Source organism: Duffyella gerundensis, assembly GCF_001517405.1.
In the GTDB taxonomy this organism is placed as follows: domain Bacteria; phylum Pseudomonadota; class Gammaproteobacteria; order Enterobacterales; family Enterobacteriaceae; genus Duffyella; species Duffyella gerundensis.
The window spans coordinates 1,484,958-1,509,262 of the sequence record NZ_LN907827.1 but is presented as its reverse complement, the minus strand read 5'-3'; the positions used below and the strand labels follow the sequence as shown (position 1 = coordinate 1,509,262).

Annotated in this window: 29 protein-coding genes; 4 read left to right on the top strand and 25 right to left on the bottom strand. The window is 60.5% G+C overall.

Going from position 1 to position 24,305, the window contains the following annotated elements; translation table 11 throughout:
• Positions 1–7: 7 nt before the first annotated feature.
• Positions 8–577, bottom strand: a complete 570-nt coding sequence (ymdB, locus tag EM595_RS06950; protein WP_067429490.1) for an O-acetyl-ADP-ribose deacetylase — start codon at positions 575–577, stop codon at positions 8–10.
• Positions 578–740: 163 nt separating this feature from the next.
• On the opposite strand from ymdB, the gene EM595_RS06945 reads away from it, so the two are divergent.
• The gene (locus EM595_RS06945; RefSeq protein ID WP_067429487.1) at positions 741–1,898 is read left to right on the top strand and encodes a glycoside hydrolase family 1 protein; all 1,158 of its coding nucleotides are present in this window, start codon (positions 741–743) and stop codon (positions 1,896–1,898) included.
• On the opposite strand, the gene EM595_RS06940 is transcribed toward EM595_RS06945, so the two are convergent.
• The 23 genes from EM595_RS06940 to EM595_RS06830 form a co-directional block, all read right to left on the bottom strand.
• On the bottom strand, positions 1,892–2,071 hold the full coding sequence (locus EM595_RS06940; RefSeq protein WP_067429485.1) for a hypothetical protein: 180 nt from the start codon (positions 2,069–2,071) through the stop codon (positions 1,892–1,894). The two genes, EM595_RS06945 and EM595_RS06940, sit on opposite strands and share 7 nt — an antisense overlap.
• Before the next feature lie 40 nt (positions 2,072–2,111).
• Positions 2,112–2,369: a hypothetical protein gene (locus EM595_RS06935; protein WP_067429482.1), complete on the bottom strand. Its 258-nt coding sequence runs from the start codon at positions 2,367–2,369 to the stop codon at positions 2,112–2,114.
• Between the two features lie 223 nt (positions 2,370–2,592).
• Positions 2,593–3,822: a beta-ketoacyl-ACP synthase gene (locus EM595_RS06930; RefSeq protein WP_173645360.1), complete on the bottom strand. Its 1,230-nt coding sequence runs from the start codon at positions 3,820–3,822 to the stop codon at positions 2,593–2,595.
• Entirely contained in the window at positions 3,819–4,550 is a 732-nt protein-coding gene (locus EM595_RS06925) for a 3-ketoacyl-ACP reductase FabG2 (RefSeq protein ID WP_067429479.1), read from the bottom strand. Before EM595_RS06925 ends, EM595_RS06930 begins: the two co-directional genes overlap by 4 nt.
• Positions 4,547–5,023 (bottom strand): hotdog family protein, encoded by a 477-nt coding sequence (locus EM595_RS06920; protein WP_067429477.1) that lies wholly within the window; start codon positions 5,021–5,023, stop codon positions 4,547–4,549. The genes EM595_RS06925 and EM595_RS06920 overlap by 4 nt, the downstream gene beginning before the upstream one ends.
• Positions 5,016–6,173: a beta-ketoacyl-[acyl-carrier-protein] synthase family protein gene (locus EM595_RS06915; protein ID WP_067429474.1), complete on the bottom strand. Its 1,158-nt coding sequence runs from the start codon at positions 6,171–6,173 to the stop codon at positions 5,016–5,018. The genes EM595_RS06920 and EM595_RS06915 overlap by 8 nt, the downstream gene beginning before the upstream one ends.
• The gene (locus EM595_RS06910) at positions 6,173–6,739 is read right to left on the bottom strand and encodes a DUF3261 domain-containing protein (RefSeq protein ID WP_067429472.1); all 567 of its coding nucleotides are present in this window, start codon (positions 6,737–6,739) and stop codon (positions 6,173–6,175) included. The genes EM595_RS06915 and EM595_RS06910 overlap by 1 nt, the downstream gene beginning before the upstream one ends.
• Positions 6,736–9,033 carry an MMPL family transporter gene (locus EM595_RS06905; protein ID WP_067429470.1) on the bottom strand — a complete coding sequence of 766 codons (2,298 nt, stop codon included), beginning with the start codon at positions 9,031–9,033 and terminating at the stop codon, positions 6,736–6,738. Before EM595_RS06905 ends, EM595_RS06910 begins: the two co-directional genes overlap by 4 nt.
• Entirely contained in the window at positions 9,023–9,631 is a 609-nt protein-coding gene (locus tag EM595_RS06900) for an outer membrane lipoprotein carrier protein LolA (protein ID WP_067429468.1), read from the bottom strand. Before EM595_RS06900 ends, EM595_RS06905 begins: the two co-directional genes overlap by 11 nt.
• Complete coding sequence (locus tag EM595_RS06895; RefSeq protein WP_067429465.1) at positions 9,628–10,044, bottom strand: acyl-CoA thioesterase; 417 nt, start codon at positions 10,042–10,044, stop codon at positions 9,628–9,630. The genes EM595_RS06900 and EM595_RS06895 overlap by 4 nt, the downstream gene beginning before the upstream one ends.
• Entirely contained in the window at positions 10,031–11,740 is a 1,710-nt protein-coding gene (locus tag EM595_RS06890; protein WP_067429463.1) for a glycosyltransferase family 2 protein, read from the bottom strand. The genes EM595_RS06895 and EM595_RS06890 overlap by 14 nt, the downstream gene beginning before the upstream one ends.
• Positions 11,734–12,081 carry a 3-hydroxyacyl-ACP dehydratase FabZ family protein gene (locus tag EM595_RS06885; RefSeq protein ID WP_067429461.1) on the bottom strand — a complete coding sequence of 116 codons (348 nt, stop codon included), beginning with the start codon at positions 12,079–12,081 and terminating at the stop codon, positions 11,734–11,736. The genes EM595_RS06890 and EM595_RS06885 overlap by 7 nt, the downstream gene beginning before the upstream one ends.
• Positions 12,068–13,426, bottom strand: coding sequence for an AMP-binding protein (locus EM595_RS06880; RefSeq protein ID WP_067429458.1), 1,359 nt, complete (start codon positions 13,424–13,426; stop codon positions 12,068–12,070). Before EM595_RS06880 ends, EM595_RS06885 begins: the two co-directional genes overlap by 14 nt.
• Positions 13,390–13,938, bottom strand: a complete 549-nt coding sequence (locus tag EM595_RS06875; RefSeq protein WP_067429456.1) for a COG4648 family protein — start codon at positions 13,936–13,938, stop codon at positions 13,390–13,392. Before EM595_RS06875 ends, EM595_RS06880 begins: the two co-directional genes overlap by 37 nt.
• A gap of 3 nt (positions 13,939–13,941) precedes the next feature.
• Positions 13,942–14,199, bottom strand: coding sequence for an acyl carrier protein (locus EM595_RS06870; RefSeq protein WP_067429453.1), 258 nt, complete (start codon positions 14,197–14,199; stop codon positions 13,942–13,944).
• Positions 14,200–14,219: 20 nt separating this feature from the next.
• Positions 14,220–14,477 (bottom strand): phosphopantetheine-binding protein, encoded by a 258-nt coding sequence (locus EM595_RS06865; RefSeq protein WP_067429450.1) that lies wholly within the window; start codon positions 14,475–14,477, stop codon positions 14,220–14,222.
• A 13-nt stretch (positions 14,478–14,490) separates the two neighbouring features.
• The gene (locus tag EM595_RS06860; RefSeq protein ID WP_082691682.1) at positions 14,491–15,216 is read right to left on the bottom strand and encodes a lysophospholipid acyltransferase family protein; all 726 of its coding nucleotides are present in this window, start codon (positions 15,214–15,216) and stop codon (positions 14,491–14,493) included.
• Between the two features lie 46 nt (positions 15,217–15,262).
• Entirely contained in the window at positions 15,263–15,985 is a 723-nt protein-coding gene (locus EM595_RS06855) for a beta-ketoacyl synthase chain length factor (protein ID WP_067429440.1), read from the bottom strand.
• A 150-nt stretch (positions 15,986–16,135) separates the two neighbouring features.
• A complete protein-coding gene (locus EM595_RS06850; protein ID WP_067429438.1) occupies positions 16,136–16,522 on the bottom strand; it encodes a hypothetical protein in 387 nt (128 codons plus the stop codon).
• A 220-nt stretch (positions 16,523–16,742) separates the two neighbouring features.
• Positions 16,743–18,116 carry an efflux transporter outer membrane subunit gene (locus tag EM595_RS06845; protein WP_067429436.1) on the bottom strand — a complete coding sequence of 458 codons (1,374 nt, stop codon included), beginning with the start codon at positions 18,114–18,116 and terminating at the stop codon, positions 16,743–16,745.
• Positions 18,113–19,207 (bottom strand): HlyD family secretion protein, encoded by a 1,095-nt coding sequence (locus EM595_RS06840; protein ID WP_067429433.1) that lies wholly within the window; start codon positions 19,205–19,207, stop codon positions 18,113–18,115. Before EM595_RS06840 ends, EM595_RS06845 begins: the two co-directional genes overlap by 4 nt.
• Complete coding sequence (locus tag EM595_RS06835; RefSeq protein WP_067429430.1) at positions 19,204–20,889, bottom strand: MFS transporter; 1,686 nt, start codon at positions 20,887–20,889, stop codon at positions 19,204–19,206. Before EM595_RS06835 ends, EM595_RS06840 begins: the two co-directional genes overlap by 4 nt.
• Positions 20,890–21,321, bottom strand: a complete 432-nt coding sequence (locus tag EM595_RS06830) for a MarR family winged helix-turn-helix transcriptional regulator (protein ID WP_067429428.1) — start codon at positions 21,319–21,321, stop codon at positions 20,890–20,892.
• Between the two features lie 160 nt (positions 21,322–21,481).
• Here EM595_RS06830 and EM595_RS06825 point away from each other — a divergent pair, with 160 nt between their 5' ends.
• Together EM595_RS06825 and EM595_RS06820 are read left to right on the top strand one after the other, a co-directional pair.
• Positions 21,482–22,342: an AraC family transcriptional regulator gene (locus EM595_RS06825; RefSeq protein ID WP_419190145.1), complete on the top strand. Its 861-nt coding sequence runs from the start codon at positions 21,482–21,484 to the stop codon at positions 22,340–22,342.
• A 33-nt stretch (positions 22,343–22,375) separates the two neighbouring features.
• The gene (locus EM595_RS06820; RefSeq protein ID WP_067429425.1) at positions 22,376–22,780 is read left to right on the top strand and encodes a DUF2000 family protein; all 405 of its coding nucleotides are present in this window, start codon (positions 22,376–22,378) and stop codon (positions 22,778–22,780) included.
• Positions 22,781–22,782: 2 nt separating this feature from the next.
• On the opposite strand, the gene EM595_RS06815 is transcribed toward EM595_RS06820, so the two are convergent.
• A complete protein-coding gene (locus EM595_RS06815; RefSeq protein ID WP_067429414.1) occupies positions 22,783–23,646 on the bottom strand; it encodes a lipid kinase in 864 nt (287 codons plus the stop codon).
• 386 nt (positions 23,647–24,032) lie between these two features.
• On the opposite strand from EM595_RS06815, the gene EM595_RS06810 reads away from it, so the two are divergent.
• Positions 24,033–24,281 (top strand): biofilm development regulator YmgB/AriR family protein, encoded by a 249-nt coding sequence (locus EM595_RS06810; protein ID WP_157883855.1) that lies wholly within the window; start codon positions 24,033–24,035, stop codon positions 24,279–24,281.
• Positions 24,282–24,305: the final 24 nt, after the last annotated feature.

Here is a 24,305-nt window from a genome sequence, read left to right as displayed (position 1 = left end):
ATGCTGATTATTCATCCTGCGCCCAGCTATTGTCATGCGACTTCTCTGAATGCTGCTGTTCAGCCAGCAGTTTTTGGTAAAGCACGAAGCTCTCCTCGCCAAAACAGACAAACCAGACGCGTTCCGGCAGCGGATGATCCTGCAGAAACGCGCTGACCGTGGCAAAAGCGATCTGCGCCGCCTGCTGGGGCGGATAGCCGTAAATGCCGGTGCTGATAGCTGGAAACGCCAGGCTGCCGATATGATTGTCCAGCGCCAGCTGCAGCGAGTTACGATAGGCGTTAGCCAGCAGCCGCGCTTCATCCTGCGTGCCACCGCGCCAGACCGGGCCCACGGTGTGGATCACCGCCTGCACCGGCAGACGTCCGGCGGCGGTGATCACCGCCTCGCCAGTGGCGCAGCTGCCATGCACCGCAGTCCAGGCCTTGCAGGCGTCAAGCAGCGCCGGTCCCGCGGCACGATGAATGGCACCATCCACGCCGCCACCGCCGAGCAGGCTGCTGTTCGCCGCATTGACTATCGCATCGACCTGCATACGCGTGATATCGCCCTGTACAACCCGAATTCGATGAGGCATGCCCTTCTCCTTAGACCGATAAGAATATCTTAGCCAGCAATGAGTTTAGGCTATCCCACGCAATTGTTACGCTGCGCTGACCTCGCCCTGTCGCCTGGCGTGTGCAATCGACAGACAACACCTAAACTTAGCGAACCTTCATGTGTGGAAAGAGGAATGCCCGATGGTCGATCAGCAGCCTAATTCACCCCCGCTGCGCCACCAGCCGCAGCTTTTCCGCAGTTTTTTTCAGGGCAGCTTTGGCTGCTCAACCGCCTGCCGCGCCGAAGGCAAACGGCTCGATATGGTGATCAGCAGCGGCCACGATATGCTGCTGGAGAAAGATTACGCGGCGCTGCGGGCGCTGCATGTCAGCACCGCCCGCGACGGCGCGCGCTGGCATCTGATTGAGAAAGTGCCTGGGAACTATGACTGGTCAACCTTTCTGCCGATGATCCATGCCGCCGAGAATCAGCAGCTTGAGGTGATCTGGGAACTCGCCCACTTTGGCTATCCGACCCATCTTGATATCTGGTCGCCGACGTTTGTCGACAGTTTTCAGCGCTTCGCGCGTGAGATGGCGCAGGTCATGCGCGATGAAGGCATTGAGCGGCCGTTTTTTACCCCGGTGAATCAGATCTCTTTTTGGTCATGGGCCGGCGGTGACGTCGCCTGGCTTAATCCTTGGGCCAGTGGTCGTGGCCGTACCCTGAAGCAGCAGCTGGTGCGCGCCTCGCTGGCGGCGATGGCTGCGATCAGAGAAGTCTTCCCCGATGCCCGTTTTGTTGCTACCGATCCGCTGGTCAACGTGGTGCCACGCGATGAGAGCAGCGCCGAGCGTGAGCTGGCCACGCGGCTGCATGAAGCGCAGTTTGAAGCCTGGGATATGTTGGCGGGCCGCATCGAGCCGACGCTCGGTGGCGATGCGGCTTACCTGGATATCATCGGCCTTAATTACTATGACGATAACCAGTGGTTCACCGACGGCAGCGCCCTGCCCGCGGATCATCCGGCGCGGCAGCCGCTCAGCGCGCTGCTTGCCGCCTGCTGGCAGCGTTATCAGCGGCCTTTGCTGCTGGCGGAAACGGGTGCGGAAGGCGCGGCGCGCGCGCCCTGGCTGCGGCAGGTGGCAGAACAGGCGAATCAGGCGCTGGCGCAGGGCGTGGCGCTGGAAGGCGTGTCGATCTATCCGGTAGTGGAATATCCCGCCTGGGCCGACGATCGTCGTTCGCCCGGCGCACTGTTTGGACTGGCTGACGCCAATGGCAACCGCACGCTGCATGAGCCGCTGGCGCTGGAATTACGCAGTCAGCAGATCAGGATGCAAAGCTGGCATCAGTGATGACGAATCGGCGGAGGGCTGATTTTCTTGTGGCACGATTGCTGGGTGGTGGCGTCATCGCTGAAACGACGCACGTCCGCCAGCCAGGTCATGATGAACAGAAAAATCATGCCAATCAGGGAAGCAGAGAGCAGGCCAATAACGGCAATAAGCTTATCATCCCGGGATTCCATACGCGCTCCCTTGCTGTGCTGGCCGCGCGCAGGCGACAGATCAGCTCATCCATAAGGTAATCAACAGGACAAAGATTATAAGCGTTAGCGATGCCACTGCAAGCACCACAATAGCGAAGTGGGCATCGTCCATCGGCGGGCGATACTCATGTTTATGATCGGGCGGCGTGTTATTCATTATTTTTAGTGACAAAACCTGCTGCTGTGTATCAGTACGCAAAGGCGCCTGGCGCAACCGCAAATCAGATAAAGTAGATTTATTCTGACCGGCGAAAAGTAAATCCCAAACCGCTCTCAACAGGTTAAATCCTGCCGCCGCATCCTGCTGGAACCGGTTTCGGTGCGCTATTGTGACACAGGCGCGCGAATTCGCGAGTAAATATTACGTTTTTTTAACATCCTGCTGCAGTTTACGCTTCCGGCAGCCAGAAAGGTTGATTTAAGACAATAGCGACATATTTACTGCGCAACTCAATGGCAAATGGCGATAAAAAAGGCGCCATCCGGCGCCGTAAATCTGCTTATGACCAGCGGCGAAAAATCAGCGAAGTATTGATGCCGCCAAAAGCAAAGTTGTTCGACTGTATGTAGTCCGTGTCGATCGCCCGTGGCACATCGGTGATGTAATCCAGACCGGCGCAATCATCGGCTGGCCGCCGCAGATTCAGCGTCGGCGCGAACCAGCCTTCACGCATCATCTCAATGCTCATCCACGCTTCCAGCGCACCGCAGGCACCCAGCGTATGGCCGAAATAGCTCTTCAGTGATGAGATCGGTGTGTGGGCACCGAACACCGCGGCGGTGGCCGCACTCTCGGCGCTGTCACCGCGTTCGGTGGCGGTGCCGTGCGCGCTGATATAGCCAATCTGGTCGGCCCGCAGACCGGCGCTCTGCAACGCTTTTTCAATGCAAATCTGCATGGTTTCGCGCTGCGGCTGGGTAATGTGCGCCGCATCGCAGTTGGTATGAAAGCCCACCAGCTCGGCATAGATCGTGGCGCCGCGCGCCTGTGCATGCTCCAGCGATTCCAGCACCAGCGTGCCTGCGCCTTCACCAATCACCAGGCCATCGCGTTCGGCGTCAAACGGCGCGGGCGAACTGTGCGGCGCGTCATTGCGCTGGCTGGTAGCGAACAGCGTATCAAACACCGCCGCTTCGCTGGGACAGAGCTCCTCCGCGCCACCGGCAACCATCACCGTCTGATAGCCGTGGCGAATCGCTTCCCATGCGTAGCCAATCGCCTGGCTGCCGGAAGTACAGGCGCTGGAGGTGGGAATCACCCGCCCGCGCAGGCCAAAAAACAGCCCGGCGTTGACCGCGGTGGTATGCGGCATCATCTGCACATAGGTGGTGCCGGTAATGTTGTTGGTATGCTTTTCGGTCAGCATGGTGGCAAATTCACTTACCGGACCGGTGCTGCCGGTCGAGGATCCGTAGGCGATGCCGGTCTCGCCGCTGGTGAGTACCGGATGCTCCAGCAAACCCGCCTGCTCCAGCGCCAGTTCACAGGCGCGGGTCGCCAGCAGTGACACGCGACCCATAGAGCGAATACGCTTACGCGTGTAGTGCGCGGGCAGCGAAAAATCATCAATTGGCGCGCCCAACAGCGTATTCAACCCGTCATAAATCTGCCATTCCGGCATGCTGCGTACCGCGTTGCGTCCGGCGCGCAGACGCTGCGCCACTGCTTCCCAGCGTTCACCAAACGCCGTCACGCCGCCCATACCGGTTACCACCACACGATGAATCACAGCATACCTCCGTTGATGGCAATCACCTGCCGCGTCACGTAGCCCGCAATGTCGGACATCAAATAGCTCGCCAGCCCAGCTACCTCTTCCGCCTCGCCCATACGCTTCATCGGAATAATTTTCATCGCCTCTTCCACCACATGCGGCTCGAGGCCGCTCATGCCGGTATCGATCAGCCCCGGCGCGATGCAGTTGACGGTGATGCGCCGTTTGGCCAGCTCCACCGCCAGCGCCTTGGTGGCACCAATAATGCCCGCTTTAGCCGCGCTGTAGTTGACCTGCCCACGGTTGCCCATCATGCCGGAAACCGACGACAGGGTAATAATGCGACCGCCGCTACGCAGGCCAATCATCGGCATGACGCAGGGATGAATGACGTTATAGAAGCTGTCGAGGTTGGTATGGATCACGCGGTCCCAGTCATCGTCACTCAGCGCAGGAAAAGCACCGTCACGGGTGATGCCCGCGTTGCTGATGACGCCGTAATAGCCGCCGTGCTGCGCGATATCCTGCTCGATCTGTTCACGACAGGTGACGCGATCCGCCACGTCGAATCCCAGCGTTCGCGCGCTGCCACCGGCCTCGCAGATCGCGCTAGCGGTCTGTTCGGCACCCGCCCGATCGCTGTGATAATGCACGATGATAGTGAAGCCTTCGCTGCCCAGCCGCTGCGCGATGGCGCGGCCGATGCCTTTGCTGGCGCCGGTAACCAATACGGAACGCGTCATGATGGTAAATCCTGTTGTAGAAGCTGTTGAAGTTCGTGGCGATCGGGCTGATAGGTGTTGAGACGCCCCGCTGCCACCGGCTCGCCATCAATAAAAATCTGCCCCTCAAAGCTGCCGATTTTGGCATCGCGCATCAGCAGCTTTACCTGCACATCCAGCAGCGCGCCGCCGGAGAAACAGGGCTGCTGCGCCCGATAACCGCGTCCGCCCAGCAGCATCCCCGGCTGTGGCGTGGCGCCATCCGCCTGCAGGCCGTGCCAGCCCGACCAGACGCCCACTGTCTGGGCGATGATCTCCACGCCAAACCAGGCGGGCAACTGCCCTTGTGCATCGAGAAACGGCGCCAGAACGCCATCGTGGCTGACGCGCACCTGACAATGGGCGCCGTCGTCACTGACGGCGATCACCCGATCAAGCAGCACCATCGGCGCGGCGTGCGGTAAATAGTGAGCGGCAGAGAGATAATCACTCATCGCAACGTCCTAAAATCAGGCAGGCGTTATTGCCGCCAAAAGCAAAAGAGTTCGACAGAATAACCGGCGTGCTAAGCGGTGCGCCGGTGTGCAGCAGACCGCATGGTGGCAGGCTACTGTCGAGCGGTGACTGACTGAAATCCTGCTGCGGCAACGGCAGCGCGCGGGTCAGCAGCAGCCAGCTTAGCGCCGCTTCGCAGATGCCTGCGGCGCCCAGCGTATGGCCGGTCAGGTGTTTGGTGGAGCTGGCGGGCACGCTGTCGCCAAACATGCGTTGCACCACGCCCGCTTCAATCTCATCATTGAGCCGCGTGGCGGTGCCGTGCAGGTTGATATAGCCGATCTGCTGCGGCGTCAGCTGCGCCGTACGCAGCGCCATCTCCATCGCCCGCTGCGCGCCCTCGCCCTGCGGATGCGGCGCTGACATATGCCAGGCATCGGAGGATTCGCCGCCACCGAGCAGCGCCACCGGCTGTGGCTCGCGGGTCAACAGCATCAGCGCCGCGCCTTCACCGATAGTAATGCCGTCGCGCTCACTGCTGAACGGCACGCAGCGCCGGGCTGACAGCGATTCCAGGCTGTCAAAACCGTTCATCGGCATGCGGCTGAGCGAATCAGCACCGCCGACCAGCGCCACGTCCGCCAGCCCGGCGGCGATCAGCCGCGCGCCGCTGAGCACCGCGCGCGCGCTGGAGGAGCAGGCGGTGGAAATCGTGTAAGCCGGGCCGTGTAGCCCCAGCGTCGCCGCCAGAAAGCGCGACGGATCGCCTAATTCCTGCATCGCATAATGAAAAGGCCGCGAACCATCGCTGATATGACGATCGCCCTCATCAACACCGGAGGTGCTGGTGCCCAGCACAATCGCCACCCGTTGCCGCCCTACGCGTGCGATCGCCGCATCCACCTCAGGACGAATCTGCGCCAGCGCCGCCAGCAGTAACCGATTATTACGCGTATCGTGCGCGGACAGCGACGTCGGCACTGGCGGCAGATCCCCGGTCACCTGCCCGGCCCAGCAAGGCTTGTTACCGATCAACCACTGCTGGCCTGGCTGCATGCCGGGCGCCACGCCACGCCGCAGGTTATCTGCGGTTTCATCAAGATTATTGCCCAGCGCGCTCAGCATGCCGACGGCAGAGATAAACATCATCAGGGATCCAGCGTTTGTATAGTAATCAGATAACCAAAAGCGAACTGCTGTATCGACACCGGCTGGCGCCGATCGCCGCGCATCAGGTAGTGAATATCCGTAACCAGCGTGCCGTTCTGATCGCGTAACTGGCGTTGCAATCCGACATCGACCAGCGTCCAGCCGCGCGGCAAGACCGGCTGCCAGGCGCTCACCGGCCAGCGGCTCAGCATCACATCAGCCAGCACCTGGCTGGCGGGCGGCATTTTCGGCAGCGCTATTGCCTGCTCGCTGTGAATGCCGCTGCTGCTGTAAGTTAGACGGAACAAACGAATGCCGAGCGATGACAGCCCGGCTAACGTGACACTGTCACTATTAGCGCTTAGCAGCACCATCAGCGACTGCTGCTGACCCTTTACTTTGCCGGTCAACAGCTGCTGCTCGCTGAACGCTGGGCGGATACCCGGCGGCGGCAGCGAGACTTGCACGCCGGGCTTCAGCCACGCCTGCGGCGTCGCGGTGGTTACCGGCCGTGCGCAGCCTGCCAGCAGCAGCACGGCGCACAGCACTATTGCCAATCTTCTCATTTTCGCTTCCTCTTCTGTTCAGGCAGCGCCAGCGGCGCCAGCAAAAAGGCGGTAAAGATACCGCAGCAGAGTACGATGCCGAAGCTGACGATCGCCTGCGTGGTGCTGAATACCAGCATGCCCAGCGTTAACAGCGTGGTCAGCATCGCCAGCGTCACCGCCAGCAGAGAGGTTATCGGCGTGCCGCGCGGATTACTGAAAAATAAGCTGTAATTAATACCAATGCCGAGCACCAGTACCAGCGCCAGCAGCGCAAACAGGTTGAGCGCCTGCCCGCTGTAACCGAGCGCGGCCAGTCCGGCGGCCAGCGAAAGCAGCGAAGGCAGCATGCTGCGCAGGCCCCGGCGCCAGCCGAGACGCCACATATAACTCACCGCGATGATCGCCAGCGCTACCGCCAGCAACATCGACAGCATGGCCCGATAGTGGGCAAACAGATCGTTAAAGCTTGCCTTGCGATCGACCCAGCTCACGCCCGGTAGACTGGCAGCCAGCTGGCCCAGAGCCTGGCTGTTTTTCACGCCGCTGACCGGCACCAGCACGCCACTTTCACCCTCGTTAACGCTGAGCCACAGCAGCCGCCAGCCGGTTGACAGTGGGCTGTTGAGCCAGCTCTCAACCGTTACCGGCATGGCATCGCCGTTGACCTGCGGCGCGCTTATACCCGCGGTACGCAAGGCCGCGACAACCGCAGGCGCGGCGGCGTTAATCAGCGCACGATCCTGCTGCTGACGGGCCAGCGAGTTCAGCGGCAGCAGCCGGTATGCGCCCAGCCACTGCTGACGCTGCGCCGCAGGCAGTTTTGCCGCCAGCGCGTCCAGCCGCTCCAGCGTTTGCTGTGGCGAGGCGCCGGAAACCACAAACCAGGTTTGATCGGCCTGCTGTCCGGTCAACTGCGCAACCTGTTGATCCTGTGCTAATAGCGCCGACGGCAGCGCCTGCAGGCGCGAAATATCATCATCGATCTTCAGCTGCATAAGCCCGAACAGCGAAAACAGCAGCACTGCCAACGGCACGCCAATGCGCACCCGCTGATTACGACGCCAGGCCGCCAGCCAACGCGCCAGCGTAATCATCAGGGGCACAGGCCGTACCGGCAGGCCGCGTACCAGCAGCGGATACCAGCAGATCACCGTTAAACAGGCGGCGGCCAGGCCACTGGCGGCAAACACCGCCAGCTGGCGCAGCCCCGGAAAAGGGGCCAGTAGCATCACCAGCCAGGCAATCGCCGTGGTGCCCAGCGCCAGCAGCATCGCCGGACGCACCTTGCGCATGCTGTCGGTTGGCGAGGCTTCGGCGCCATGCACCATGCGTTCAGTCAGGTAATAGAGCGTGTAATCAGCCGAAATGCCCACGATGCTCAGGCTCATCACCAGCGTCATCAGATGCAGTTCGCCAAACAGCAGCAGCGTCAGCACGGTGCCGGTCATGGCACCGATGCCTACCGACAGCGCACACAGCAGAAGCGGGCGCAGCGATCGAAATACCAGCCATACCAGCAGTAACACGCCCGCGACGGTGGCGCTGCCCAGCGTGGAAATATCGTGCTGCGCCTGCTGGCTGGCGTGATCGCTGAACAGCACCGTGCCACGGGTCAACAGCGTGGCGTCGGGCCAGCGCGCTTTTAACGCCGCTTCACGCTCGGCCAGCGCGGCGACCAGCGTATGACTTTGCTGCATGCTGAAAGCGTTGCCCGTCAGTTCGCCGTGCAGAAAATACCAGCGGCGTCCCTGGGCATCCTGCACCGTCAGCCAGCCGTTACGCAGCGTCATGCGGCTGGCATTCTGCTGCAGTGCCAGCTGCGCGCCGCGCGTCAGCAACAGCGGATCCTGCTGAATCTCTTTGCCGCTCACCCCGGCAAACGCCGAGAAAAGCTGCGCCAGCACCCAGCGGGCCTGCGCCTCACCGCCCTGCTGCAGCCGTTCACGGGTGGCCGGATCCAGCAAACCATTGCGGTGCTGCCAGGCAAATGCGCCCCACGCCTGCTGCTGCGCGCTATCGATCGGCCCCTGCAACTGTGTCAGCGCGGGTATGCCACGCAGCGCCGTCAGCCAGCTCTGCGCCACCTGCTCACCGTGCGCCTCATCGGCGGCAACCAGCCAGACCATCTGCCGATCCAGCCGCTGCATAAAACCGGACTGCACCGCAGCGGGCGTCGCACCCAGCGTCTGCTGGGGCAACAGCGCCAGCACGCTGCTGTTAATGCGCGCCTGCGGCAACAGCCACAACAGCGCGATCAGCAGCAGCGCGACACAGAGTAGCCAGAGCTGCGCCAGCCGACGTTTAGTGAACATCAAAATCCCGCTGCTCTGCGTCGCTCAGCACCGCCGGTTCACTGCGCTGATGGCTGAGAACGATGTGGGTTTTATCGCCCTGCTTGTCGTCAAGGTCGATGGTATTGAGAAAACGCTCACCAGTAAGAGTGATGGTGTTGAACAGCTTATCGAGCGGCGCCGCCTTTGGCGTCAGCACCAGCCGCCAGTTTCCCTGGCCGCCGTCGTGGAAGTCGAGGCGAAAGTTCTCTTCGAGCACCCGCCTGTCGGCCTGAAACAGCGCCCGCAGCAGATGATTAAACTGGAACATCTGTGGATTGTTGGCGGCGGTCACTACCTGTGCAGGCTGACCCGCCATCTCTTGCACCATGCGCCGATCGTCAAGCAGCAGCGTCATGGCAAAAGGCGCATCCTGTCGCCACCACAGCCCTTTTTCGCGCGCAATGACCATGCGACCGCTGGAGCGCAGCGGCTGCGCCATGCCGTCAATCTGTCGTTGCTGGGTGAAGTCCGCGCGCACCACCGGCTGGCTGGCGAAGCGCTGCTGCAGATCGTCAAGCGTCACTGCCTGCGTCGCCGCCGCCCAGCACCACAACAGAAGAAATAGCCCTTTTTTCACAGCGTCACTCCTAATTTTTCCAGCAGCACCGGCGGGGAAACAAAGCACATTTCGCGGCTGGCGATCGCCACCGCCACCTGAATGGTGTAACCGGTGGTGGTACGCCGTCCCGCTTCATCAAAAATGACATAATCAATGCGCAGGCGATTTTCATACTCCACAATGGTGGCACGCACGCGGATCGCCTGTTCAAAGCTCACCGCCTGCCGATATTTCACCCGCGTATCGACCACCGGCCAGGCGTAACCGCTGGCTTCCATCGCCCGATAGCCGTAACCAAATTTGCCCAGCAGCGCCTCACGCGCCACCTCAAAGTAACGAAAGTAGTTGCCGTGCCAGACCACCTTCATGGCGTCGACATCGTGGAAAGGCACCACGATATTCACCTCAATACTCAGATCACTGCTGTTCATGGCGTTCCTCACACGAGGGCGCTGCGCCTGGCAACGTCCAGAAATCAAAAAAGTTAAACCAGTCCAGCGGCGCCAGTAAGGCGTAATGCTCAAGGCGCTGTGCATAGCGATCCACCGTGGCCTGCAACGCCTGCTGGCGTGACGCGCGCGGCAACAGTAACGGATCGGCAAAAGGCTCTGCGTGGATATGCAGCCTGCCCTGCTGACGCAGCGCAAACATCAGGATCACCGGGCAACGCAACGCCGCCGCCAGCACAAACGGCCCCTGCGGAAACGGCGCCTGCTGGCCCATAAAATCACTCCAGATCACGCGACGTTCACCACCGCGCTGCCGGTTTACCGCCGTGCGATCGCCCACGATCGCCACCCATTCACCGGCGTCGAGTTTTTGCTGCAGCAAAATGGCAGTTTCCGGGCCGATGTTGCTCACCGGCAGCAGGTTAACGCCCGCCTGCGGAGCGATCGCCTCCAGCGCCTGACGGAAACGCTGTGCGTTTTCAGTAAATACCAGCGCGTTGATCACCAGACCACTCACCTGCTGCGCCAGCGCGCGGCATGCTTCGATGTCGCCTAAGTGCGAGGCGAGGATCAGTCGTCCACCGGGCTGTTCCGCACGCAACGCCTGCTCGGCGCCGTGGGCAAATACTACCTCTTTGCCCCAGCGCAGTTCGCCATGCCAGCTGGCGACCTTATCCAGCATCGCCTGACCAAAGCGCACAAAGTGACGGTAGCTGTTAAGCGGCGGTGGCAGCGCAATCTGTCGCTCTGCCGCCTGTTTTTTCACCCGCTGCAGCCACTGTTGTGATGCGCGGCGCTGGGTGGAACCACTGAGCCAGTAGACCGCCACCACCGGCCAGAGCAGCAGGGTAAACGGCAATCGCCCGCCGTAGCGCCACACCGCCAGCATCAGCCGCAGGCCAGCCTGCCCTTTGCGTTCAGAAACCGCCGACCAGTGCGCTTCCGGCCGCTGGCGCAGCAACTGGGGAATGCGCGGCAGCATGCCAAAAAAGAGGCGGGTATGCATCCAGGAGATGCGCAGGTTGTCGCGCAGCGCATCAAAGTGCGATACCCCATCGGCCGGATAGGTGACGCGGGTGGTGATAAAACGGCTGCGGGTGCCGCGCCACCAGAGGCGCACCATGATTTCGGTGTCGAAATCCATGCGCTGGCCAATCGGCCGCTCTGCACATAGCGCCAGCGTGGCGGCTAACGGATAAACGCGAAAACCGCACATGCTGTCTTTGATGGCAAACGACAGCGTTTCCACCCAGACCCAAAAGTGCGTGATGTAGCGGCCATAAAGCCGTGCTTTCGGCACCGAGCTGTCATACAGCGGCTGGCCGGAAATCAAACACTCTGGCCAGGCTTTGGCTTCCGCCAGCAGCCGTGGCACATCTTCCACCTGATGCTGGCCGTCAGCGTCGAGCTGAAGCGCATGGCTGAAGCCACGGGCGGCGGCAGCGCGCAGGCCGTGGATCACCGCGGCGCCTTTGCCAGCGTTAGGCGACAGCCGCAGAATTTGCAGATCCTCTGCCTGCAGGCTGGCCAGTGCGGCAACGGTGGCGGCATCGCTGCCATCGTCAACCACAATGATCGGCAGGTGAAACGGCGCCAGACGCGCCAGCACCGAGGCGATCATCGCGCCGTGGTTGTAGCAGGGAATCACCACGCAGGGCGAAAAGGCATCACCTAGCACAGGCCGATCTTCCCGCTGCTGGCGACGGTTTCTGATGCCCCCGCTATCCTGGCGTAGCTAAAGGTGAGCTGCCGCTTCTCCGCCAGCCAGCTGATGCGCAGGCAGAGCGTGCTGCCCGGCAGGATCGGCTGCTGAAACTTGATGTTTTCCACCGCGGCAAAATGATGATTCGGCGCCAGCAGCAGGATGCCGTAATGCATTACCCAGTCGAGCTGCGCCACGCCGGGCAGCAACGGCTGGTCGGGAAAGTGACCGCGAAACCAGAACAGGTCAGGATCAACACGCAGCAGCAGTTCCGCACGGTTGTCCACCTGGTGACGAGCCAGCTCAGTCGGCAGCATCAAACAGCTCCTCAATCCGTTGCCAGTCACGCTTGCTCTGGCTGTTGTGGGGTATCGACGTAACGCAGCGCCAGTAGCGCGGCACCGCCAGCGGCTCCAGCCACGGCTGCAACGCCTGCTTCCACTGCCGTTTCAGCAGCGGCAGCTGGTCGGCATCCGGCAGGTCAGCGGCCACCAGCACCACGCCCACCGCGCGGCGACCATGACGGGAGATCACCAGCGTGGCGGCGTCGACAATGCCGGGCAGCGCCATCAGGCGACGCTCCACCTCGCTGAGCGAGATGCGTTTATCTTCAATTTTTACCACGCGGTCATGGCGGCCAACGATGTCAAAGCCCTGCTCCGCGTGAAACGTCAGCCGATCGTCCAGCATTAGCGTGCCTTCGCCTGCAATCAGCGGGGAGTGAATCTGCCAGCGATCCTGCGGCTGCGGGGTAAAGGTCACGTCGGCAAACGGCTGCCAGACGCCTGCGCCGAGCCGCCAGGCGATGACGCCGGTTTCAGTGCTGCCGTAGATTTCGCCGACCGGGCAGCCACACCAGGCAGCGGCGCGCGCGCTCTCAGCGGTGCTGAGCGCGCCGGCGGCAGAGATCACCAGCGCGCAGGCGGGCACCTGTAGCGCCTGATCAAGACGACGCAGAAAAGCCGGGCTGCTGATAAAGACCGTTTTCGGGCTGGGTGGCCGCACAGAGAGCTGTTCGGCATAGAGGATTTGGCGCGCATCGAACGGCAGGCGCAGCGCCAGTGGCAGCAGGATGCGAAACGTCAGGCCATAAAGATGTTGATGGCTGACCGAGGCGATGATCTGGCTGTTGGCCAGCTGGTCGCCCCACAGCGTTGCCAGCCACTGCGCTTCACGCAGCAGTCCGGCCAGTGGCTTGATGATTTCACGTGGCTGACCGGTAGAACCGGAGGTGAACAGCACCAGATGAGCGCTATCCTCCACCGCGGGCAGCGGCGCGGCTGAGCGTCCGGCGCGTTTGCCGATGCGCAACGCCGGTTTGCCCATCGCGATCAGACTGTCACTGAGCAGCGCATCAAAGCTGCGGCGCTGTTCGCGTAGCAGCGCAGGCCGCGCATGGCCCGGCATCACCGGCGTCTTTCCAGCATGCAGGCAGGCCAGCAGCGCAACGCAGAACAGGTAGCTGTCGTCGAAGCAGAGCGCCCAGCGCATTTCCGACCGCTGTTGCAGCTGCTGACAAAGCGCGCTGACCTGCTGGCGCAGCGTGCTGAGCATGATCGGCTGCGCATCGCGCCAGGCAACCAGTCGTTCGTTGCCGCTTAGCCAACTGGCAAAAGGCGCGATGGTCACGCCGCCCGCCTGATGCGCTGACGCACCAGCCATTCCCCGGCCATCAGCAGGCCAATAAGCAGATAACTGAGTAAACCGTTCCATAGTGTCCACAATGCCATATCGCCGTGCAGGCAGGTAAAGGTCGCAATAGTGCCATTCAGGATAAAAAACAGGCACCAGATCTGCGTGACGCGCCGCGTGTAGCGCACGGCACGCGGCGGCAAATCGGGTTCGCGCAGCCGCGCCAGCTGTTCGACCAGCGGTATACCGCTGAACAGTGAACTGCCAAACAGCAGCAGCAGCGCGCCATTGACCGCCACCGGATACCACAGCAGCAGATGCTGTTGACCCGGCAGCAGGCTAAACAGGCAAAGCGCCGCGCCGGCCAGCGCCAGCCGCTGACTGAGCGCGTTAAACGGGCCGGCTTGATGGCGCAACAGCCAGCCGCGCAGCAGAAAAAGCAGCGCCAGCGGCAGCAACAGCGCCACGTGATGCCGCAGCGCCAGCCAGACCAGCAATGGCCAGGCGAGCGTGGCGACGCCGGTCAGCCCGGGTAGCCGCATGGCTTAGCCTTCGACGTCTTCGTTAAGCAGCTGCTCAACCGCGTCGACCACGTCCTGCACCGTGCGCACCGCTTTGAAAATTTCCGGTTTGATTTTACGGCCGATGCGTTTTTGCAGGTGCACCACCATATCCACCGCGTCAATACTGTCGAGCTCCAGATCTTCATACAGCCGTGATTCAGGCGTAATCTCCGCCGCATCAAGTTCAAACAGCTGCACCAGCAGATCGGTGACTTCCTGATAAATCGCGTTTTTGTTCATAGGTTACTCATCAAACAGGTTTAGCTGCGCTGCGCGCTGATAAACGCGGCCAGCGAGGCGACCGAAAAGAAGTGCTGCCGCATCGCTTCGCTTTCCGCAGAGAGCACCACGCCGTAGCGATTTTTAACCGCCAGTCCCAGCTCCAGGGCGTCGATGGAGTCGAGCCCCAGTCCGTCGCCAAACAGCGGTGCCTGCGCGTCGATATCCTCTGGCGTTAAATCTTCAAGGTTTAACGTATCGATAATCATTTGTTTAATCTCAGGGATTAACGCATCCATTATTGTTTCCACATCACAAGTCATCTTTTGGTGTTAACGCCTGCTGCAGCTCGCGCGTCAGGCGGCGAGCAGCCAGCGGCTGCGCATCATCGTCGTGCTGACCGGCGATGCGTTCACGCACGCGCACGGTAAAATGGGGCCTGGCCGCCGGGATCTGATACCAGCGGCTCTGTTTGTCCAGCATGCGCCTGTCGCAGGTAATATGAACGATACGCAGATCGCATCCGGCGCGAACGGCAATGTTGGCCGCGCCGCGCTGTAGCTTCAGCGGTTCGCCATAGCGTGTGCGGGTGCCTTCCGGAAAAATCAGCAGGGTATCGCCCTGCGCCAGCCGCTGCTGGCTTTCCGGCAACAGCGTTGCCGCCTCGCTGTTAAGCAGATAATCCGCAGAACGGATCACGCCGCGAAAAAACGGGTGATGCCGCAGCTCGGCTTTCACCAGGCAATCCACGTCCGGCAGCTGCGAGGCGATCAACACATAGTCGATCAGCGATGGATGATTGGCGACGATCAAACAGCCGCGATCGGCACGCAGCGCCTCCAGCCCCTCGAAGTGATAGCTGTAGACGCCAACGGCCTTACAAAAGCGTAAAAAACAGCGGAAGCTAAAGGCGATAGAACGGCGTGCCAGCTGGCGGCGACGCACCGGCTGGCGCACGCAGAGCAGCAGCACGTTAAACCAGGTCAGCGACAGCAGCAGGCCACCGATGCTGAACAACGAAAAACTCACGGCGGTCATCAACAGCCGCCAGAGATAGTTCAGACGGCTGGCCAGAGAAGCCAGCTTAGCCACAGCGCCGATCCCAGTGCCAGATCCCTTGCGCGCCCTGCACCTGAAATGCCGGATCGCCACTGAGCGCGCCCTGTAAAAACTGCATGCTTTGCGGCAGCGGCATCACTTCGCGTTCTGCCAGCTCGTAGCGGCAGCTCAGCACTTCATCTTTAGCGAACAGCAGCGCCACGGCATAAGGTGCGCTGAACTCGCCTGGCAGGAAGGATTGATAATGTCCTGGCACGGCGCCGTCGAAATCGACCAGCAGCACGTGCTGATGACCCGCCTCCATCATCGCCAACACCTCAAATAGCCCTTGCTGAAAAGTGTCGATGCCCGCGGCCACCGAGGTGGCAACCAGCGGCTGGGCAGCGGCGATGGTCAGGCTGCCGGCCGCGGCATTATGCACCGACATGGCAAAATCGGTCGGCGACAGCGGCTGATCGCTGGCGATAGCGGTAAGAATGCGCAGGTTACGCTCCAGCTCGCCGTGGCGGCTGGTAAACACCAGCGCATCCACTGGCTGGCGCTTGAGCACCGCCAGGCCGCAGTCAACCGCCGCCCGGCTGCCGCTGCTGAGACGACGCGCGGTCATCATCGGCAAATGGCTGCATTTTGCCAGCGGCAGTTCGCTATCCGGCACCTCAGGCGCGGCGGCCCAACGCTGCCACTCTTCTGCCGAGGTAAGCCCAGGCGCACTCGCCTGCCAGTCAATGAGTCTCAAAGTGAATTTCATGCAACCGTTCTATAGTTAAACGCGATTGATCTGGGCGCTATCCCTGCCTGCCAGCTGGCGAAACAGCCGGATAACGCTACGGAGTTCACTCCATCGGCACGCTGCTACCGATCTTTACGTTCCCCGGCAGATTTCTCATCGTCGGGGATATTACTTCAGCTGCTGCGCGGATAAACGCACCTGGATATCCTGATTCAGCGCGGTCACCCAGTTGTTGTAGTTGCGGTGGATCTCGTTATCCGCTGCCAGCAGGTTTTCGCTGCTGACGTAATGAATGCTGTAACGCGATGGCGTGTAGTCGATGCGAATATTCGCTACGTGGCCACGCTGTGCCAGTCGGCCGTTGATGACGCCCGGTGCTACCGGCGTCATCACCCAGTGCCGCGTGATACCCGCTTCGACGATCGCCTGACGCATTTGATTGTCGCTGTAATGACCGATAACCGGCTGATCAATATTGTTGATCGGCGCGGTACGTGCACAACCAGCCAGTGATGCCACCGCCACGATCACGGCAATAAGATAACGGTTTTTCACAAAATCAATCCTTTAATTAAGGCGCTTCAGATAACCTATTCCAGCTATCGGTGGCGCGGTACGGAGGGGTGTTAACGAAGCGGGCAGTAAAAATCGCGCGTAGAGTAGCACTTATTGTCAAGTTGGGTAAAGCGGCGAGGCGTGGGGTTGCGGGGCGAAACAGCGGCAAAAAAAACGGGCCGTTGGCCCGTTTAGTCTGTTCATCGTGGTACTGGTGGGCTCAGGGCTGCCAGCCGCCGCCCAGCGCGCGATAGAGATCAATCTGGGCCAGCAGCAGGTTGTTTTTCAGCTGCACCAGATTGAGCTGGGTACTGAACAGGGTGCGCTGCGCATCAAGCTCATCAAGGAAAGAAGCGTAACCATTTTGATAACGGTTATGCGCAATGCGCAACGCCTCGGTGACAAACTCCTGCTGCTTCGTCAGCTCCTGCAACTGCTCGCGATAGCGCGTAATGGCATCCAGATCGTCATTAACTTCACTGAAGGCGTTACGCACCACCTTTTCATAGTTAAACAGCGCCTGGTTACGCGCCGCCATTGACTGATCGACCTGCGCGGTCAGGGCTTCGCGATTGAGCAGCGGCGCCAGCACGCTGCCGCCAATGCTCCACAGGCGGAAAGGATTATCCACCAGCTGATGCAGCTCCATGCTCTCCAGCGTGCCGGACGCGGTGAGGTTCAGCGACGGCAGCAGGCGGGCTTTGGCTGTGCTCAACGAGGCGTCTGCGGCCAGCAGTTGACGCTGTGCCTGAACGATATCGGGTCGACGCTGCATCAGCGTCGAGGGCAGCACGCCCGGCAGCTGCTGCGGCAACACCTGACTGAAGTCGTAGCGGCGGGCAATCTCACGCGGATTCATGCCAACCAAAATGCTGAGGGCATTCTCCTGACGGGCAATTTGGTGCTGCAACTGCGGGATTTGTGATTTCGCTGTCTGGTATTCGGTGGAGGCCTGCATCCACTCCAGCCGTGAGGTATAGCCGGTTTCAAACTGCCGCTGCGCCAGTTTCAGTGAGTTTTCACGCGTCGCCAGCGTCGCTTCGGTGACGCGCAGCTGCTCATCCAGCGAACAGAGCGTCAGGTAGCTGGAGGCCACCGAGCTGGCGATAGTGAGTTCTGCGGCGCTGGCCGCTGCCTGCTGCGCCGCCAGTGAGGCCTCTGCCGCGGCAATGCTGCTGCTGCGTGCCCCCCAGATATCCACTTCGTAGCTGGTTTGCAGCTGGCCCTGAAACAGATCGCTGTCGTGCGGCTGACCGGTCGCGGCGCTTAAGGTGCGCGAGCGCCCGGCCGAGAAGCCGCCCTGCACTACCGGCAGATCGGCGCCTTCAGCGCCACGTAGCTGAGCACGAAACTGATCGACCCGTGACCGGGCGACCAGCACGTCAGGATTGTTGCGCAGCGCCTGATCCACCAGCCGGTTCATATTTTCATCGCCAAAGGCGCGCCACCATTGCGCCTCCACTGCCGAAGATGGCCCCACCTGGCCGCGCCAGGCGGTGGGAATCAGCAGTGACGCCGGTGCGCGATCGACCTCGGTGGCGCATCCCGCCAGCAGCAGCGGTAGCAGGCAGATCAGTAACGTTTTGCGCCTCATTGCTGAGCCTCGCGCGGCGGCACGGCGGCTGACGTATCGATGCTGACCTCAACCGACATGCCTGGCCGCAGACGCTGCTGATCGCCGGTGATTTTGATACGCACCGGAATGCGTTGGGCAATCTTCACAAAGTTGCCGGTGGCGTTATCCGGCGAAATGGCGCTGAACTCCGAGCCCGCCGCCGGTGAGATAAATTCCACTTCACCGCTGAATTTCTGATGATTGAGCGCATCAACGGTAAACGTCACCGCCATGCCGGGATGGACGTTTGCCAGCTGCGTCTCTTTCATGTTGGCGATGACCCATTTTTCCGCTGGCACCACCGAGGTCAGCCGCGTGCCGGCGCTGACGTAGGCGCCCTTCCGCACCGCTATCTGCCCAAGCTGGCCATCGTCGGGCGCAATAATACGCGTATTAACCAGATCGATTTGCGCCAGCTCCAGCGCGGCTCTGGCGCTGGCCACATCGCCTTCCAGCGAGGCGCGATTGACGATCACCGTTTGCAAATTCTGCTTTGACACTTCCAGCGTCGCGGCCGCCTGCTGAATGGCCGCCTGCGCCTGCGTGTTGCTGGCCCGCGCGGCATCACGTTCGCGCACCGAGAGCGAGCCGTCGGCGGCAAGGTTTTCCACGCGCTTGAGGTCAAAACCGCTGCGCTGCGCCTGCGCTTTGGCATTGGCCAGCGCCGCATTATTGCTTTCAATGGTAGCCTGCGCGCTGCGGCGCTGCTGCTGGTTATTGGCTAATGCCGCCAGCTTCATTGCCAGCTGCGCTTCGGCCTGATGCACGCGCTGACGATAAATCCGATCGTCAATGGTCATCAACAGCTGGCCTTTGTGCACCGGCTGCAGATCGATCACCTCAACCGAGGTGATATAGCCATTGACCTGCGGGCTGATAAAGGTGACCTGGCCACGCACATAGGCATTTTCGGTGCTCTGAATGGCGCTGTTGAACGGCCAGATCTGCCATGCATACAGGATAACCAGCACGCCAACCAGCGCGATGCCGCCGCCAATGGCGATGGATAAAATACGTAGCCGGTTCGTGCGTTCGCGCTCGTTGGCCTGATTTTCGCCCTGCTGACTCATTCTTTCTCCGTTGATGTTGCCAAAGTAGCCTGCTGTCGCTGCTCAGCCAGAAGCCGCTGCGCCTGGCGCCAGTTCAGGTAACGCTGACGCGTCAACCGCCACAGCACCCACATCAGGGTGCCAAGCGCCAGCGCCGCCGTCAGCAAATAGGTATCATTATAGGCCAGCACGTTAGCCTGCAACGTGGCCACCGTTTGCAGCTGCGCGCTGCTCTGCGCGCTAAGCAGCGTGGGGTCACCGAGCTGGCTGTTAAACAGCGCGGCGTACTGATTCAGTCGATCGGTCACGTTCGGGTCGAGCAGTGAAAGCTGATCGCCCAGCAGGCTGGAGTGATATTTCTCGCGCCAGGTTTGAAAGGTGCCCAGCACTGCGGCGCCGATCAACCCGCCCAGATTTTGACTCATGCCAAACAGCACCACAAAGCTCACCAGGTTTTTCGGCTGGGTCACCACGTTGCCAATGCCCAACAGCATGGCCGGCGCGAGGAAAAAGGCGCTGCTGAAACCGAGCAGAAACTGACTAATGTACATGTTATTGCCGCGGGTCAGCGGGCTCGCCTGCGCATCCATCCACGAGGCGACCATCATGATCAGCAGCGAGGTTACAATGGGCCAGTTCAGGTGTCCGGGCTTGATGGTCAGCGCACTGGCGACAATCCCCAGCACCACGCCAGAGATGATCGCCAGCGCTAAATTGTGCATCTGCTCATTTTGCAGGCCCAGCGCCTGCAGAAAACCGATGGCGCCGGTGTTCTGCTCCGCCAGCACAATGCGCATCATGATCATCACAAATCCAAGGCGAATCATCGCCCCGCTGCCGAGCCAGCGGGTGTTAATCAGCGGATTTTTACGGTTATGTTCCACCACGATCGCCGCGACAATCAGCACCACCGCCAGTGCCAGCGCCACGCCGAGCCACGGCGTGCTGAACCACCACTCAATGCGCCCCAGCGACAGCACGGCACAGATCAGCGCCATGCCCGGTGCCAGCAAAATGAAGGTGACGAAATCCATTTTTTCAAACACCTTCATGCGATCGCCCGGCGGCAGCTTCAGCACCAGCACGCAGCCAAAGGCGATCATCGCCAGCCCAAGCTCAAACAGATAGAGACCGCGCCACTCCTCAAGTTGCAGCAGCTCGCTGGAAAAGAGACGCGCCAGCGGAATCGCCAGCTGAGAAGCGCAGATGCCAATGGTCAGCGCTTTCAGTCGGTGCTTCGCCGGCCAGGCCTGAATCTGATAGTAAATACCCAGTGAACTCAGCGCCGCGCCCACCATGCCGTGGGCGGCACGCACGATGATCGCCGAACTGAGATCGTTAACGAACAGGTGGAAAAAGGCCACCAGCGCATAGAGCAGCAGAAAGGCTTCGGTAAAGGTGCGCAGCCCGTACTGCTGGCGGAATTTCACCAGCAGCAGGTTGATGGAGATGTTGCCCATCACGTACACCGCCGGCAGCCAGGCGATCTCATTGGTGTAGGCGCCAAAGGTGCCCTGCAGATTGATTAAATTAGCGGTCACCAGCGCGTTACTCAGCGCGCCGGTTATCGAAATCAGCAGGCCGATAACGCCAAAGGCGATGCGCCGCGGCCACGGATGCAGCGGCGTTGAGGGCGAGCCCGGTAGCATCGGCTTTTCATGAGGCAGCCATTCGCGCGGCCCGTAAGGATTGCTTTTCGCCACTTATACCGTCCCGATCTTCACTAACAGCCGTTGCAGCACCTGCTGAGTCACCGCCAACTGCTCAGGGGGAATATCGGCAAGCAGTTCGGCCCGCAGGCTGTCCGCTTCCGCCTTGACGCTGCTGTAAAGCGCGCTGCCTTTTTCGGTCACGGAAAGCAGACGCTTACGACGATCTTCATCCGGCTGAATGCGCTGCACCAGATCCTGTTTCACCAGCCGCTGCACCAAAGGCACCACGCTGGCTTCTTCCAGCCCAAGCAGCTGCGCCAGCATTTTCTGGGTAATCGGTTCCGCTTCACCGGCAATGGCCGCCACCGCCAGCCAACTGCTCATGCCAAAGCCGCTGGCCTTGACGCGACGATCGATCGCCAGCCGCCAGGCGTGTGCCGTACGGTGCAACAGACGTGAAAAGTGAACAAAGGCGTCATCCAAAATGTAGATACCTAATCATTAGAGGTCTAACTAAATCTGGCAACAGTATAGCCATCGCATTAACGGTTGGAAATGGTCGGCAGAAAAGATCCTGCACGGTTTGCTTTTTTTTTGCCCGCAACGGTAATCTGCTTGCTCGCTTTGCTTGAGGGAGAGCACCGTGAGTCAGCAACCGCACCACTGGATCGATTTTCGTCGCGACAGCGACATGCAGATCGAAGCGATACGCGCCCATTTCACTGGCCATGCTTACGATCCGCACTGGCATGACAGCTATTTGATCGGCGTGACCGAACAGGGCATTCAGCAGTTTCACTCCCGCCGCGAACGCCACCGTAGCCGTCCGGGCACGGTGTTTCTGCTTGAGCCTGGCGATCTGCACGATGGCGACGCTATTGACGCGCAGGGCTTTACCTACCGCATGCTTTATCTGCAACCAGCGCTGATTGCCCAGCACATGGCGGCGATTTTTGCCGACCTGCCCGCGGGCTATGAACTCAATTTTGCCGCCACGCTCAGCGACGATCGTCCGCTGGCGCAGGCGACGTTCAACGCCTGGCAGCATCTTGCCGGTGATGCGCCACTGATGGTAAAAGAGGCGGCTTTGCAGCAGATATTTTCCCACCTCACCCGCCATCAGTTCTGGCGTAAGCAACAGCGTCAATACCTGCAGGAGCATCGGCTGGCAGAGCAGACACATGAATTTTTGCAGGCGCATTACGGTGAGAATATTGGACTGGGTGAGATTGCCAGCCTGCTTGAGGCCGATCGCTTTCGTCTGACACGCGCCTTTCAGCAACGCTTTGGGCTGGCGCCCCACGCCTGGCTGATTCATAAGCGCCTGAATGAAGCGCGACGACTGCTGGCCGCCGGACAGACGCCGGTAGCGGTGGCGGCCGAGGTCGGCTTTGCCGATCAAAGCCATTTAGGCCGCTGGTTTCGCCGCGTCTATCAACTGACCCCCGCAGATTATCGCCAGCGCTGCACAAATCTTCCAGACCGCCCGATCCGCTCTCGCTAAGCTGGGCTTTTGATAGCCGATTGAGGACTGAAAATGGAAGATCGCTGCGTTATTATCCTGAACCACACCCTGCCCAGCGGCAAAGCCGCCAACGCCGCCGCCGTGATGGCGCTGACGCTTGGCCAGCGCTATCCACATTTCGTCGGTGAACCGCTGTGCGATGCGCAGGGCCGCGCCTTTCCGGGTTTGATCACCAGCGGCGTGCCGGTGCTGGCCGCTTCCGATGAGCAGCTGGCGGCGCTCTATGCGCGCTGTGAAGAACAGCAGTTGGATCGCATCCTGTTTCCGGCCGCCGGGCAGCAGACCACCGACTATGCTGCCCTGACCGCAGTGGTCAGTGAAACCGAGGCCACGCGCTGGCCGCTGTGCGGCATGGCGGTGGTGGCAGAGAAGAAGGCGCTGCGTAAGCTGACCGCTGCGCTGACGCTCTTTGCCTGATATCAGCCGACGAAAACCCGGACGGCATGACGCCGCAAAGAAAAGTGCGCGGGCGTGGTGCCGACAATTTCGCCGTCAGCATTAATGTCGTGCGGGCGGCGCGTCTCAACGATGAGCGCGGTGGCGGGAAAAGCGCGAACTTTACGCCAGCGCCCCTGTGTACCGCGGCGCAGCGCTGGCAACAGCGCCATCATTTCCCACCAGTGATGGAGTTCAAGGCTGTAGACATCCAGTCGCCCATCGTCCGGTGCCGCATCTTCCGCCACCGCCATGCCACCGCCGTAGAACCGGCCATTGCCCACCGACAGCTGCAAGGTTTTTACCTTCTCGCGCTTGCCGTCATGTTCCAGCCATAAGGTGAAAGGCCGACTCTGACGAAAAATCTTGATGGCCGCCAGCGCGTAACCGAGCACGCCCCAGCGTTTTTTGGAGGCAGCGGTAAGATTTTTCGCCAGCGATGCAGAAAACCCGATGCTGGCCACGTTAAAAAACGCGCGCTGATTGACTATACCGACATCGATGGCGCGCAGCTTGTGCCCGGCAGCAACCGCAATTGCCTGCGGCAGATCGCGCGGCAGGTTAAGCGTACGCGCCAGATCGTTGGCGGTGCCCAGAGGCAGAATCGCTAACGGCAGCTGATGACGAATCAGCGCATCGGCGGCGGCGTTCAGCGATCCATCGCCGCCGCCAACGATTACGCGATCCACCTCCGCCGCATGCCGGTCAATCGCTTCGGCGATAGAGAGTGACGGATCGGGCATCACTATCATCACCCCCGCTGCACGCAGTTGGTCAACCGCCTGCTGCCAGTGGCGTTGGCCATGACGGGAAAAACGGTTTATCAACAGCAATGCGCGCAGTGACATAAGAATTCCTTGATAAAAAAGAGCTTATTCAAGCGTGTGGCCGTCTCGCTTTCAAGCAGCCTTACACAGCCTTACGTCCATGTTTATCCAAACAGGCGTAACGATAACCTTAAATTTGTACAGCTTTTTATTTATCTTAACTATTTGATTTTAAATCATAATCACAAATAGCTTATAAAGCGATTGTACAGATTTCGCTGATTTGTATAACTTTATTCCCCGTGAATCGGATAACGATTCAGTAACGAATGATGCGATTGCGTCGCCTCTGAAGGTGTTAGTGGATTTCCACTTTCAGAGGTTTTTTTTATGCCTGTGCCGTGATGATGGTTGCGCGCCTGTCGATCGTCATATTTAAACTTAGCGAAACCGATAAGGATGACTCCATGTTGCGTACCCTGCCTCACGGCGCCAGCGAGCTTGCTGACTATTTCAATTATGGTAGCGCGTTAAATGAACGGGAAATTCTGGGCGCGGTGGTGGCCGAGTTGCTGATTAAGGGTGAACAGGTTAACCACCACACGCTAATTGCCCGCCTGTCTCAGCTGCTGGCGGACGAAACCGATGCGGTTAAGGTGGATGTTTGCCGCTGTGTGCTGGAACGGGTGATCCAGAAAACCCCAGGCGAATCCTGAAAGCGTGCAGGCGCTTGCCGGTGG